The organism is Bradyrhizobium sp. AUGA SZCCT0169, assembly GCF_018130085.1.
Taxonomy (GTDB): Bacteria; Pseudomonadota; Alphaproteobacteria; order Rhizobiales; family Xanthobacteraceae; genus Bradyrhizobium.
The window spans coordinates 118,262-132,143 of record NZ_JAFCMC010000012.1 but is presented as its reverse complement, the minus strand read 5'-3'; the positions used below and the strand labels follow the sequence as shown (position 1 = coordinate 132,143).

Here is a 13,882-nt window from a genome sequence, read left to right as displayed (position 1 = left end):
CTCCCATTCAGGTTTAGTGAACCGGCAACGGCGGATGCGGGATCGCCGTCAGCAGCTCCTTTGTATAGGCGTCCTGCGGATTGCCCAAGACCTGTTCGGACGGGCCATGTTCCACGATTCGTCCCGCGCGCATCACGATGACACGATCGCACAAGAGGCGCACCACATTCAAATCATGGGAGACAAACAGATAGCTCATACCCATCGACGACTTGAGGTCCTGCAAGAGATTGAGCACCACCGCCTGCACGGAGACGTCGAGCGCCGCGGTCGGCTCGTCGAGGATCACGAGCTTTGGGTGCAGCGCAATCGCGCGAGCGATGCCGACGCGGGCCTTCTGGCCACCGGATAATTGATGCGGGAAGCGATCGAGCAGATTAATGGGGAGACCGACCAGCCCGGCGAGTTCCTCGCAACGGGCGCGCAGCGCATCGCGTCCCCTGATGTCGCCGAGCTGCATGATCGGATCGACGATGGCGCGCGCCGCAGTAAAGCGCGGGTTGAGGCTGTCGGTCGGATCCTGGAACACCATCTGGATGCTCTTGCGCAGCGGCATCCGTGCGAAGGCGTTGGGCAGCATGGTGCCAATCTCGTCGCCGTCGAACACGATGCGGCCGGAGGTCTGATCCAGCAGCCGCATCACCATCATCGAAGTGGTCGATTTGCCGCAGCCGGATTCACCGACCAGGCCGACGCTCTCACCGCGGCCGACCGTAAAGCTGATGCCGTCGACGGCGCGGAATAGTTCGGTCTCGATCGGCGGCTTGCGGGAAAACAGCTTGCCGAGAACGGCCGTGGCGCCCTGGCGCGGATATTCCTTCACCAGTTTCTCGACCAGCAGCAGCGGCTTCTCGTCACCCCCGGGCTTGACCCGGGGATCCATCGCTTCAAAGGAATCTTTCGAAGATTGATGGATGGCCGGGTCAAGCCCGGCCATGACAGGTGGTAGCGCCGCCGCGTCTTCCTCCGGCAACAGATCGCGCAAGGAGACGCCGATCCGCGGCGTCGCGCGCATCAGCTTCCTGGTGTAGGCATGTTCAGGGTTGGCAAAGATATCGGCGGATTTCGCGGTCTCGACTACGCGGCCCTTTTCCATCACGACCACACGATCGCAATAGGCGGCTGCGAGGCCGAGGTCATGCGTGATCAGGATGGTCGACATGCCGCGCCGCTTCGTGAGCTCGACGATCAGATCCATCACGGCTTTTTGCGTCGTGACGTCGAGACCCGTGGTCGGCTCGTCCGCGATCAGAAGCTGCGGATTGCAGGCCAGCGCCAGTGCGATCACGACGCGCTGGCACATGCCGCCGGAGAGCTCGAACGGATAGGCGTGGTACCGCTCGCGCGGCCGCGCGATCTTGACCTGTTCCAGCGCTTCGATCGCCTTCTCGCCGCGATCACTGGCCGCCGACTGCACATGCTGGCGCAGCACATCCTCGATCTGGTCGCCGACCTTGCGGATCGGATTGAGCGCCGCGCGCGGGTTCTGGAAGATCATCGAGATTTCGCGGCCGCGCAAATCCCGCATCTGGTTCTCGGTCGCGGCCTTGACGTCGATGCCGGAAAACATCACCGAGCCCTCGGCGATCTTGCCGGCGCGGTCGAGGATCCGCATCACGGCGTAAGAGGTCACCGACTTGCCGGAGCCGGACTCGCCGACGATGCCGAGCGTCTCGCCCTTGGCCACGGAGATGTTGACGTGCTGCACCGCTTTCACGATGCCGCGCCGCGTGGCGAATTCCACCGTGAGGTCGTTGACGTCGAGCAATGGCTGCGCGGTCATCGGTATGTCCTCAGGTTCTTCGCTGCGGGTCGACGATGTCACGCAGACCGTCGCCGAGCAGGTTGAAGCAGAACACCGCGATCATCAGCGCGAGGCCCGGGAACAGCGCGATCCACCATTCGCCCGACACCATGAAGCCAGCGCCCTCCGCGACCATGATGCCCCATTCGGCGGTCGGCGGCCGCACGCCAAGGCCGATGAACGACAGGCCCGCGGCATTGAGGATCGCGTAACCCATGGTCAGCGACATCTGCACGATCATGATCGGCATGATGTTGGGCAGGATGTGCACCAGCAAAATCCGGAACTCACCATTGCCCGACAATCGCGCCGCCTGCACGAAACCTGCATTGCGGCGCACATTGGCCTCGGCGCGGGCGACGCGGGCATAGAGCGGAAAATTCACGATGGCGGTCGCGATGATGATGTTCTGCACGGTATTGCCGAGCGCAGCGACGATACCCATCGCCAGCACGAACAGCGGAAACGCCATGATGGTGTCGGCGATACGTCCGACAATGCGGTCGGTCCAGCCGCCGAAATAGCCGCCGGCGATGCCGGCAAGGCCGCCCATCAGGAACACCAGCGCCACCGAAGCCACCGCGATGAACACATCCAGCCGTGTGGCCACGATGACGCGGCTGAAGATATCGCGGCCCAACTGATCGGTGCCGAACCAGTGCGCCGCCGACGGCGCCTTCAAGGCAGCTGACGTGTCGCTGGCGAGCGGATCGTAGGGCACGATGTAGGGACCGAACACCGCCGCGAACAGGATCACGATCAACAGCCCAAAGGCAAACGCTGTGACGCGGTTCTCGCCGAGCACATAGCGGGTGTGCTCGAAGATCGCTGTCAGTCCCGAGGTTCGCGCGGGACCGACAGGTTCGACGGCGGGCGCAACGGTGCTCATGCTCTACCCTTCCAGCCTTACGCGCGGATCGATCACGCCGTAGAGAATGTCGATGACCAGATTGAGCAGCACGTACATGACTGCCATGGTCAGCACAAAACCCTGCACCGGCGCGAAATCCGACGAGATCAGGGCCTCCACCGCATAGGAGCCGATGCCAGGCCAGGCGAAGACTTTTTCCACCAGCACGTTGGCCCCGAGCAGGAACGAGAACACCATGCTGAGCGTGGTGATGACCGGCAGCATGGCGTTCCGAAAGGCGTAGGTGACGATCACGGTGCTCGGTGACAGGCCGCTGGCGCGCGCCGTGCGGACGAAATCCGAGGCCAGCACCGCCAGCATCGAGGCCCGCGTCATGCGCGCGATCGGCGCCAGCGAGAATATCGCCAGCGTCGTCGCGGGCAGGATCAGCTGGCTCAGCGCGGAACGAAACGCCTCGAGATCGCGCGCGATCAGGGTGTCGATCAGATAGAAGCCGGTCACCGTCGGCGGCGCGCTGTAGAACACGTCCAGCCGGCCGAGCGGCGCCGGCGACCAGCCGAGCCTGAAATAGAAGACATAGACCAGCACCAGGCCGGTAAAGAACACCGGCAGCGAGACGCCGGCCGTCGTCGTTATGCGGCAGAGATGATCGATCCACGAGCCGGGCCTTGTGGCGGCGAGCACGCCGAGCGGGATGGCGATCACGATGGAAACGAACAGGCCGAGCAGCGTCAGCTCGGCGGAAGCCGGCAGGCGATTGCGGATTTCGGCGGCGACCGGCTGGCCGGTGGTCAGCGAATTGCCGAAATCGCCATGCGCGAGATCATTGGTGTAGCGGAAGAACTGTTCGATCAGCGGCTTGTCGAGGCCGAGTTTTTTCCGGATCTGCTCGACCGCCTCCTTGGTCGCGGCGGGCCCGGCAAAGTACGCGGCGGGATCGCCAGGCAGCGCCCGCGTCAGCAGAAACGTCACGATCACGACCCCGATCAACGACGGGATCGCGAACATCAGCCGCTTGCCGATCATGGTCAGCATGGCAGGCGCTCCGCGCCGGCGAATAGCGAATGGCAAATAGTGAATGGACGATCGCGGCTACGTTCTTTCATCCTTCACTACCCCTATTCGCCATTCGCTACTCACCATTCGCCCCTCACGCCTTCACCAGCGCGCGATAATCCAGCCTGCGGTGGAACCAGTATTGATAGCCCGAGATGTTCTTCTGCATCGCAACGTTGACGAAGGGCTGATACAGCGGAATCCGCGGGATATCCTTGTAGGCGAGATCGACGAAGCCCTTCACGTCGCTGTCGTAAGCTGCCTTGTCGCCGGTCGAGGCCGCGTTGCGCGCGCCGTCGATCAGCTTGTCCATCTCCGGCGACCTGTAGCTCATGGTGTTGAAGACGGAATTGTTGCCGTGATAGCACCAGTAGAAGAAGTATTCGGGGTAATCGAGCCAGCCCGAGAACACGTTGGTATAGAGCGGCATTTCCTTCTTGTTCAGCTCGGTACGCCAGTTGGCGCCGGGGATCTTGTTGATCGTGGCCTTGATGCCGATCTGGGCGAGGCTCTCCTGCACCAGCACGCAGAGCGGCTCGTTGACCCCTGCGAAATTGAGATCGAACGAGATCGTGGTCTCGAAACCGCTGGCGTAGCCGGCTTCCGCGAGCAGCGCCTTCGCCTTGGCCATATCGGTGGAGAATTTGGTCGGCTGCGGCCACGCCACTTCGGTGGCCTTGTCGGCGGACGCGCCGAACATCGGGTTGGCGAGGCCGAACAGCACGACGTCCATGATTTTCTGATAGGGCAGCGCGTAGGCGATCGCCTGGCGCACCTTGGGATTGTCGAACGGCGGCTTGGTGACGTTCATGCCGATATACTGGATGCCGTTACTGAACGGCAGCGACACCACGTTGAGCTTGCCGTTGGCCTTCATCTCCTGGAAATCCTTGAACGGCAGTTCATAGGAGATATCGGCGTCGCCACGCTCCAGCAGCGCGCGGCGGTTGCCGGCCTGCGGCACCATACGCCAGATCACACGTTTGATCTTCGGCAGGGGACCACCGACCCAGGCGTCGTTGCGCTCCATGATGACTTCGGTGCCGGCGGTCCACTTCGACAGCTTGTAGGCGCCGGAGCCCGCGGTCTGCTGTTTTGTATATTCGAGACCCCAGGGATCCTTCTCGGAGGCGTTCTTCTTCACGAGCTCCGAATTGACAATGCAGGGCACGATGACGGCGAGATCGGGGATCGTCAGGCGGTCCTTCTTGGCAAAGTCCACCCGCAGCGTGTTGTCATCGACGACAACGAACTGCTCCGGCTTGGTCAGCGAGCCCGCGCTCATCTGGAAGGTCGGAAAGCCGCCGACCGAGACCGCGCGATCGAGCGACCATTTGACGTCCTTGGACGTCACCGGCGCGCCGTCGTGGAATTTCGCGTTCTTCTTCAGCTTGAATGTCACCGACATGTCGTCGATCTTCATGTCGTCGGCGAGTTCGCCCTTGAACTTGTCGCGGTCGTAATACGGCACGCCGCCGGGCCCGCTCTTCATCTCATGGGTGATCAGGCGGTCGTAGCAATTCCACGACACTTCATAGCCGGGCACGTTGGTGCCGACGCCATGGATGTCGAGGTTGTTGGGACCGCCTTCCGAGACGATCAAAAGCGTCTCCGACCGCGCATCGGCCTTGGCGGGAGAGAAAATGGCCGGCGCCGGCACCAGGGCGCCCGCGGCGACCCCCGTGACGGATTTCAGGAAATCGCGACGCTTCATGGTGATGCTCCAACGCCTGAGGGGAACGGCTTTGGAACCGGGAATCGCAAGGTTCGTGCCAAACCTTAATGGAAAACTAAACACGATCTAATTGACTGATAATACGAATGAATATGAATTTCTGATGCATTCGGCTCCTCAAAGCGAGGCTCAAATTGCATACAAAGAGGCATGTTTGCTCACTAATTATGCAAATATTCTGAGCGCCTGTTTGATGTGCGGCTTCGTCGCACCCGTCAGGTCGGCCACACCAGATCCTGCAGTTCGACGAGGTCGCCGGCTTTCTCCTGCCAGCCTTCGATCTTGATATGCCGGATCGGGTCGCTGTGCTGATGCAGCAGCATCAGCGCCATCAACCGCCGCTTCATCGCCGGATGGATATCGGCGCTTGAATACCCAAACCCCTCGAACAGGCTGCGTACCCGTCGCCTCACCCCCGCGGTCATGAAGGCGCTCGGCCCCAACAGGTCATACTCGCCAAAACCCGTCATCACGTCGCCGAAGTCGAACAGCCCCGAGAGACGCCACCCATTGCCGTCGCGGCTCAGCAGAAAATTCTCCGGAATGTATTCGCCGGTGAGGATGACCGGCGGCTTGTCCAGTGGAATAAGCGTCGCGGCATCGCGCAGGATGTCGTCGAACCCGGCAAGGAACTTTGGCGGCAATCCGAGGCGCGTGTGGCGCGCGCGACATCCCTCGATTTGTTTCGGGATGAAGTCAGCCCATTGCGGCTCGATGCTTGCGAGCTCTCCGAGCGGGGCGCGCTGCACTTCGGCGATAGAAGCGCCGATCTGCGCAAGTACGCGCTCCTTCTGGTCTTCAGGCAACCCCGGCCAGACCTCGGAGCCGACGACACCGTGCAGCCGCGTGACGATGAGATAGGGCCAGCCGTCGCGCTCGCCTTCGAACAGAATTTCCGGAATCGGGAGGCTCAATTGTCCGCGCAACTGCCTCAGCGATGCGCGCTCGGAGACAAACTGGCCGCGAAGCATTGGCGGGAAAAGCTTCAGGATCAGGTCATCGCCAAGGCCGACGACGAGGTTGGTACCGGTCGCGAAGACATGCGGCGATGTTGCTTTCAGGCCATGGCCGTGCGCGACGTCTGATGCCACCGGCAGCCAGCGGGACTGGTCGGCGCGCCAGGCATGGAAGGCTTCGTAGTCTGCGAGGGCCGGCAGTGAAGGTGTCATTACTCAACCGTCATTGCGAGCAAAGCGAAGCAATCCATTCTTTCTTTCCTTGGGAGCGATGGATTGCTTCGCTTCGCTCGCAATGACGGAAAAGTCGAAACCCTACGCGTCCTATCGGTCCGGATTCGCCCGCTCGAACTGGCGCAGCAGACGGTTGCCCCGCTCGGCGGCGAGGTCGAGGGCGGCTTGCGCGGGCCGCTTGCCACTGAAGACCTGCTCCAGTTCCTCGTCGATCGCGTCGCGGATCAGCACGAACGAGCCAAGCCGGATTCCCTTGGAGTGCTCGGTCGGCGGCTTCAGGGTCATCTGCTCGATCGAGATCGCCGCGCCGGGATTGCGATCATAGAACCCCTGCGCCCGTGAAAGATCGAAGGCGGCGCGGGTGATCGGCAGGTAGCCGGTGTTCTGGTGCCAGGCCGCCTGAACTTCCGGCTTCGAGAGAAACGCGAAAAACTTCGCGACCCCGGTATATTCATCGCGTGGCCGGGCCCGCAGCACCCACAAGGTCGCGCCGCCGATGATGGTGTTCTGCGGCGCGCCGTTTACGTCGGGATAATACGGCATCAAGCCGTAGCCGACCTCGAATTTCGAATTGGCCTTGATGTCGGCGCGGGTCGCCGACGAGCCGATGAAGATTCCGCACTCGCCCTTCTGGAAGCGCGGCTCGGCCGACTGGCCGCGGCCGCTATAGTCGTACACTTTCGTGGTCTGCCATTCCGCCAGCTGCGTGATGTGGCGCACCACGGTCGGATTGTTGAAGGTCAGTTCGGCGTCGAGACCGCCAAACCCATTGCCCTTGGTCGCCAGCGGCAGGTTATGGAATGCCGAAAAATTCTCGACATTGATCCAGGAAGGCCAGGAGGTGGTCAGGCCGCACACCGCGCCCGCCGTGCGCAGCTTCTTCGCCGCGGCCCCCACCTCGGGCCAGGTCTTCGGTGCCACTTCCGGATCGAGACCGGCGGCGCGGAACAGGTCCTTGTTGTAGTAGAGGATCGGTGTCGAGGCATTGAACGGGAACGACAGCATGTTGCCGGCGACGTCGGAATAATAGCCGGCGACGGCCGGCAGATAGGCCGCCGGCGAGAACGGCTCCGACTGGTCGCGCATCAACTCGAACACCGGATAGATCGCGCCTTTTGCCGCCATCATGGTCGCGGTCGCGATCTCGTTGACCTGAACGATGGCGGGCTGGCTGCGCGAACGGAAGGCGAAGATCGCCGCCGTAACCGTTTCGGTGTAATTGCCCTTGTAGGTCGGAACGATCCGGTAGTCGGATTGCGAGGCGTTGAAATCGGCCGCGAGCTTCTCCAGCTGCTTGCCGAGCTCACCCGACATCGCGTGCCACCACATGATCTCGGTGGTCGCTTGCGCCGGAGACACCAGCACGGTGAGTGCGAGCGCGACGAACTGAAACAGCCTCAAGATCGACTTCACTGATGAATCACTTTGCCAAAACCGCTTGTCTGGGCCGCGATCAAATCTGCGCGCTGCGCCCTCATAGATGCCCGCGCCGGACGTTTCAATCCACTACCGCCGTCGCAGCGCACAATTAACGATTGCAGCGGCTCCGGATAGCCAAGTGTGGGCGCTTTCTGCTAAAAAAATATTGAACCTTTTCTTCCCGCCGCAGACTTCTTCACAAGGGGATTTGTTGCCTGTGTATCGCCGCGCCGACCTTTCGCGGACCATAATGCTTGTTCTGGCGTTGTTCCTGACAGCGGCCTCAACGAGCGCTTTTGCGCGCGAATTTCGCGCCGCCGATACCCAGAACGAGAGTTATCCGACCGTGCAGGCGCTGCACTATATGGGCAGCCTGGTTGCGGAACGCACCGGCGGCCGCCACGAGATCAAGGTGTTCCATTCGCGCCAGCTCGGCGAGGAAAAGGAAACCCTGGAGCAGACCCGCGCAGGCGCCATCGATATCAATCGTACCAACGTCGCATTGATCGGGACCATGGTGCCGGCGATGAATGTGCTGGCGATGCCGTTTCTGTTCCGCTCCATCGAGCATTTGCAGAAGGTGCTGGATGGACCAATCGGCAATGAGATCCTGGACAGCTTCGAACCTTACGGCTTCGTCGGCCTCGCGTTCTACGATTCCGGCGCCCGTTCGATCTACAACCACGTCCGTCCGGTCACCTCGATGGCCGACCTCAAGGGCTTGCGGATTCGGGTGCAGCAATCCGAGCAGATGGTCGAGATGATCCGCTCGCTCGGCGCCGATCCGGTCGCACTGCCCTACGGTCAGGTGCTGACCGGGCTCTCCACCAAATTGATCGACGGCGCCGAGAACAACTGGCCGTCCTTTGTCACCACCGATCACTACAAATTCGCCGGCTTCTACACCCTCACCGAACATACGATGAGCCCCGAAGTGCTTGTCATGTCGAAAAAGGCGTGGTCTGGCCTGTCGCCCGAGGACCAGAAGGCCTTTCGCGAAGCCGCCATGCGTTCGAGCCGCTTCATGCGCGGGAAATGGCGCGATCTCGAAGAGCGCTCGCGCAAGCAGGCGGAAGACGCCGGCGTCAAGATCGTCACCGATTTCGACCGCAAGCCGCTCGAGGGGGCGATGGCGGGAATTTACGCCAAGGCGCAGCAAAACCCCGCGATGGCGCAGCTCATTGAACGAATTCGTGGGGTGCAGTGAGTTGGCCGCAACCTCGCAACGGGACGGATCAGTGGAACGGCCGGCGAGCCTCGCCGTGCGCGGCCGTATTCGCATCGTCCAGGTGCTGCGCGCGGTCCCGATCCGCTGGCGCATCCTGTCGATCGCGGCCTTGAACTCCGCCGTGGTCGTGGTGCTGGCCGCGCTGATATGGAACGGCGCCAAGGTGCTCGGTTCGGCCTGGGAAGATGTCCGCCACGTCAGGGAATCCGACAAGATCCTGGCGCTGCTCGAAAGCGAAACCAGCCGGCTGCAGAACCTGATCCATCGCTACATCAACCAGCCGAGCCCCGAACTGTTCGCGGAGATTCTGCTGCTGCGCGAAGCCGTGCTCGGCACGCTGACCAACCGCGCCTCAAACGACCCGATGCTTTCGGGCTCGGTCGAACAGCTCGAGCAGGTCACCGACCGCTTCCTCAACGGTTTCGGCGAACTGCGCGCGGTGCAGGCGACGATCGCGAAAACCTACGAGCAGCAGGTTCTGGGCCCGGCCAGGGACATGGCCGGGCTTTATTCCATCATCGAGGGCGCCACCGGGCACCGCGATGCGCTGATCTGGCCGTCGCTCGGAAAATCCCGCGAGGCGTTTACCGGGATGCTGGTCGCCGCCAACGCCTATTACCTTTCGCTGGCGTCGGCGTCGGCCGAGGACGCCCGCCGGAATACCGAGACGATCGAAAAGACCATCCCTGTCATGTCCGACCTCGCCGACAATGATTTGCAGCGCATGGCGCTGACGCGGCTGCATGCGAAAACCCTGGCGCTGCGCGAGGGACTGGCGAAGCTGACCGAGCAGCTTGCGGTCCGGACCGAATTGTTGCGCAACACCATCGACGCCAGCCAGGCCGATGCGATCGGCGTGATCGACCGCCTGTCCGTGAAGATGCGCCAGCGCGAGCAAAAGGCGCAGGAAACCTTCGACCGCACGCTGGCCGGCATTTCGCGCCGGGTGCTGTCGATCGCCGTGATCTTCCTCGGCATCATCCTGTCCGCGGGTGTCCTGATCGCGCTCTCGATCCGGCTGCCGCTGCAGCAGATCATGGCGTCGATGCACGCGATCACCTCGGGCAATTACGATCGCGCCGTGCAGGGCACGTCAGCCAAGGACGAGGTCGGCGCGATGGCGCGCGCGGTGGAGGTGTTCCGCGAAAACGCCATCGCCAAACGCAAGACCGAGGACGAGCTGCGCGCGTCGAAGGAAAAGGCCGAGGGCGCGCTGCTCGAGCTCAATGCCGCCCAGCAGAACCTGATCGACGCCGAACGGCTGGCGGCGCTGGGCGGCCTGGTCGCCGGCGTCGCCCACGAGGTCAACAACCCGATCGGGATCAGCCTGACGGTGGCATCGAGCTTCGCGCGCCGCGCTGATATCTTCGAGACCGAGCTGCGCACCGAGCCGCTGCGCCGCTCCAAGCTCGACGAGTTCGTCAAGAGCTCGCGCGACGCCGCCGGGCAACTGGTGGCCAATCTGCACCGTGCCGGCGAACTGATCCAGTCGTTCAAGCAGGTGGCGGTGGACCGCTCCCATGCCGAGCGCCGGCAATTCAGCCTCAGCGAGGCCACCGACCAGATCGTGGCGAGCCTGCGCCCGGTGTTGAAGAAGGCGACGATTACGCTGTCGGTCGACGTGCCGGAGGGTCTGTTGATCGACGGCTATCCCGGCTCCTACGGCCAGATTTTAACCAATCTTTTCCTCAACGCAGCCAATCATGCCTTCGCCGACGGCCGTTCCGGGGCGATCTCGCTTTCGGCACGGGCCCGCGGCAGTGACGATGTCGAAATCATTTTTGCCGATAATGGGGCCGGAATGACGCCGGACGTCCAGCGGCAGGCGTTCGATCCGTTCTTTACCACGCGCCGCAACGAGGGCGGTACCGGACTGGGCTTGCATATCGTCTATAATCTTGTCACTCAACAGCTCGGCGGCCGGATGATGCTGGAGTCAAGGCTAGGACAAGGCACCACTTTCCGCATTATCATGCCTAAGGTCGCCAAGGGAATTGTAACCAGCGGACCCACGATCACAGACGCAGCAGCCGACGGAACCCCTCAATGGCCGAACAGGACGATGTCCTCCACCTGATCGACGATTCCGAAACCGCCCCGGATGATTCGTCTGCACGCAAATGGAAGATCGCCGTCATCGACGACGATCATGCGGTGCATGAAGGCACGCGGTTTGCGCTGAGCGACTACAACCTCCACGGCGCCACGCTGGAAATCCTCTCCGCCTATTCCGCGGCCGAAGGCCGCGTCCTGATGCGCGACAATCCCGATATCGCCGCCGTGCTGCTCGACGTCATCATGGAAACCGACGTCGCCGGCCTCGACCTCGTTGAGTACATCCGCAACGACATCAAGAACGAGACCGTCCGCATCATCCTGCGCACCGGCCAGCCCGGCCAGGCGCCGGAGCGCCGCGTCATCGTCCAGTACGACATCAACGATTACAAGGCCAAGACCGAGCTCACCGCCGACAAGCTGTTCACCTCGCTGACCGCCGCCTTGCGCAGCTACCAGCAACTCGAGCGCATGGTGCAGACAAGGCGCGGGCTCGAAATCATCATCGACGCCGCCTCGACCCTGTACGACTTCAAATCGATGCAGCGCCTCGCCGAAGGCGTGCTGACGCAACTGGCTTCGCTGCTCAATGTCGATTGCGCCGGTATACTGGTGCTGCGCGACGACGGCGCCCCTGGCAGCGAATTCTCCGTGCTGGCGGGCTCGGGCTGCTACAGTCGCTTTATCGGCACCACCAGCTCCAAGTCGCTCGATCCGGATTTGCGGCAGATGGTGGAAGACGCCTTCACGCGCCGCAAGAACGAGTTCGCCGACCACCGCAGCGTGCTTTACCTGCGCACCGGCTCCGGCCGCGAGGTCGTGGTGCTGCTGCAGGCCGAACGCCAGCTTTCCGACACCGACCGCGCGCTGGTCGAGATTTTCTCCAGCCGGCTGTCGATCGCGTTCGACAATGTGATCCTCTACCAGCAGCTGCATGCGGCCAATACCCAGCTCGAAGACCGCGTCGCCCAGCGCACCCGCGCGCTGATGCAGGCCAACCGCCGGCTTTCGGCGCAGTGGCTGCGGCTGCAGCGCGCCAACGGCTTCAAGAACGAAATCCTCGGCACCGTCGCCCACGACCTGAAAAATCCGCTCGGCGTCATTCTCGGCCGCACCGAAATGCTCAACGAACTGATCGGCGCCGGCTCGCCGAAGGAGAACGTCACCGCGCAGGTCGACCACATCCGCGACGCCACCAAGCGCCTGACCTCGATGGTCGATCATCTGATTTCGGACGCGATGGCTGATGCCTTCGACATCACCATCCGCCGCGAGCCGGTCGACGTCGGCGCCCTGGTAGCCGAAGTCACCGACGCCAATCTGCCCTCGGCGGTCAACAAGCAGCAGGCCATCAGCGTCTCCGCACCGCCGAATTTCGTCACCATGTGCGACGTCGACCGGATCCGCGAGGCGATCGACAATCTGGTCAGCAATGCCATCAAATATTCACCGATCGGCGGCAAGATCACGGTCGGCGTCACCCATGAGGGGGATAACACCGTCGTCCGGATCACGGACGAGGGCGCGGGCCTGTCGCCCGAGGATCTCGGTCGGCTGTTCGGCCGCTTCCAGCGGCTGTCGGCCAAGCCGACCGCGGGCGAAAGCTCGACCGGCCTCGGTCTATCGATCGTCAAACGCATTATCGACATGCATGGCGGCCATGTGACCGCGGATAGCCCCGGCCCCGGACAGGGGTCGACCTTTACGGTTACACTGCCTGCAGCAGAGACACCATGAGCCAGAGCCAGCACATCATCATCGTCGACGACGAGGCGCCGGCCCGCGAAATGGTCGGCGATTACCTCAAGATGCACGGTTTCGCCGTGACGCTGTGCGACGGCGGCAAGAGCCTGCGCGGCGTCATCGAGACCAATGTGCCCGATCTCGTCGTGCTCGACCTCAACATGCCCGAGGAAGACGGGCTCTCGATCATCCGCGACCTGAAAAGCCGCATCAATGTCCCCGTCATCATGCTGACGGCGACCGCAAGCCCGATCGACCGCGTCGTTGGCCTCGAGCTAGGCGCCGACGATTACATTGCAAAGCCCTGCGAGCTGCGCGAATTGATGGCGCGCATCCGCTCGGTGCTGCGCCGCAGCGCGCCGGTCAAGGCGGTGGCGCCCGAGGCCGCCGGCGCCAAGGCGGAAAAGGAACAGTTGGTGCGGTTCGGCACCAAATGGCTCGATCTCGAAGCCCAGGCCCTGCGCGACGACGAGGGCAACGAGCATCCGCTCACCGCGTCCGAATTCGGCCTGCTGAAAGTGTTCGCGGCCAATCCGAAGCGGGTGCTGTCGCGCGAGCGGCTGCTGGAGCTGGCGAATGCGCGCGACGCCGAAGCCTTCGACCGTGCGGTCGACCTCCGCATCATGCGGATCCGGCGCAAGATCGAGATCGACCCGACCAAGCCCGCCGTCATTCGCACCATCCGCGGCGGCGGCTATCTGTTCTCGCCGACCGGCGAAAAGGGTTAGCATCCATGTCGTCCCGGCCTTGAGCCGGGACCCACGCCGCAGCGGTCGTGTTG

The 13,882-nt window shown here is 62.8% G+C and carries 10 protein-coding genes; 4 read left to right on the top strand and 6 right to left on the bottom strand.

Annotated elements, in window-relative coordinates; all coding sequences use genetic code 11:
* Positions 1 to 13: 13 nt before the first annotated feature.
* The 6 genes from JQ609_RS16405 to ugpB all read right to left on the bottom strand — a co-directional run bounded on the left by JQ609_RS16405 (position 14) and on the right by ugpB (position 8,060).
* Positions 14 to 1,783 carry an ABC transporter ATP-binding protein gene (locus JQ609_RS16405; RefSeq protein WP_212274174.1) on the bottom strand — a complete coding sequence of 590 codons (1,770 nt, stop codon included), beginning with the start codon at positions 1,781 to 1,783 and terminating at the stop codon, positions 14 to 16.
* Positions 1,784 to 1,793: 10 nt separating this feature from the next.
* Entirely contained in the window at positions 1,794 to 2,693 is a 900-nt protein-coding gene (locus JQ609_RS16400) for an ABC transporter permease (protein WP_212274173.1), read from the bottom strand.
* A 3-nt stretch (positions 2,694 to 2,696) separates the two neighbouring features.
* On the bottom strand, positions 2,697 to 3,710 hold the full coding sequence (locus tag JQ609_RS16395) for an ABC transporter permease (protein WP_212208877.1): 1,014 nt from the start codon (positions 3,708 to 3,710) through the stop codon (positions 2,697 to 2,699).
* A 115-nt stretch (positions 3,711 to 3,825) separates the two neighbouring features.
* Complete coding sequence (locus tag JQ609_RS16390; protein ID WP_212274172.1) at positions 3,826 to 5,445, bottom strand: ABC transporter substrate-binding protein; 1,620 nt, start codon at positions 5,443 to 5,445, stop codon at positions 3,826 to 3,828.
* 236 nt (positions 5,446 to 5,681) lie between these two features.
* The gene (locus JQ609_RS16385) at positions 5,682 to 6,635 is read right to left on the bottom strand and encodes a phosphotransferase (RefSeq protein WP_212274171.1); all 954 of its coding nucleotides are present in this window, start codon (positions 6,633 to 6,635) and stop codon (positions 5,682 to 5,684) included.
* 111 nt (positions 6,636 to 6,746) lie between these two features.
* Positions 6,747 to 8,060, bottom strand: a complete 1,314-nt coding sequence (ugpB, locus tag JQ609_RS16380; RefSeq protein ID WP_409411181.1) for a sn-glycerol-3-phosphate ABC transporter substrate-binding protein UgpB — start codon at positions 8,058 to 8,060, stop codon at positions 6,747 to 6,749.
* 226 nt (positions 8,061 to 8,286) lie between these two features.
* Between ugpB and JQ609_RS16375 the strand changes: the two genes are divergently transcribed.
* Genes JQ609_RS16375 through JQ609_RS16360 form a run of 4 tightly spaced genes read left to right on the top strand, consistent with a single transcriptional unit; the run spans position 8,287 to position 13,829 of the window.
* Positions 8,287 to 9,282 (top strand): TRAP transporter substrate-binding protein, encoded by a 996-nt coding sequence (locus JQ609_RS16375; protein WP_212208881.1) that lies wholly within the window; start codon positions 8,287 to 8,289, stop codon positions 9,280 to 9,282.
* Positions 9,283 to 9,337: 55 nt separating this feature from the next.
* On the top strand, positions 9,338 to 11,380 hold the full coding sequence (locus JQ609_RS16370; RefSeq protein WP_312014864.1) for an ATP-binding protein: 2,043 nt from the start codon (positions 9,338 to 9,340) through the stop codon (positions 11,378 to 11,380).
* Positions 11,350 to 13,095, top strand: a complete 1,746-nt coding sequence (locus JQ609_RS16365; protein ID WP_212208883.1) for a DUF3369 domain-containing protein — start codon at positions 11,350 to 11,352, stop codon at positions 13,093 to 13,095. Before JQ609_RS16370 ends, JQ609_RS16365 begins: the two co-directional genes overlap by 31 nt.
* On the top strand, positions 13,092 to 13,829 hold the full coding sequence (locus tag JQ609_RS16360) for a response regulator (RefSeq protein ID WP_212208884.1): 738 nt from the start codon (positions 13,092 to 13,094) through the stop codon (positions 13,827 to 13,829). The genes JQ609_RS16365 and JQ609_RS16360 overlap by 4 nt, the downstream gene beginning before the upstream one ends.
* Positions 13,830 to 13,882: the final 53 nt, after the last annotated feature.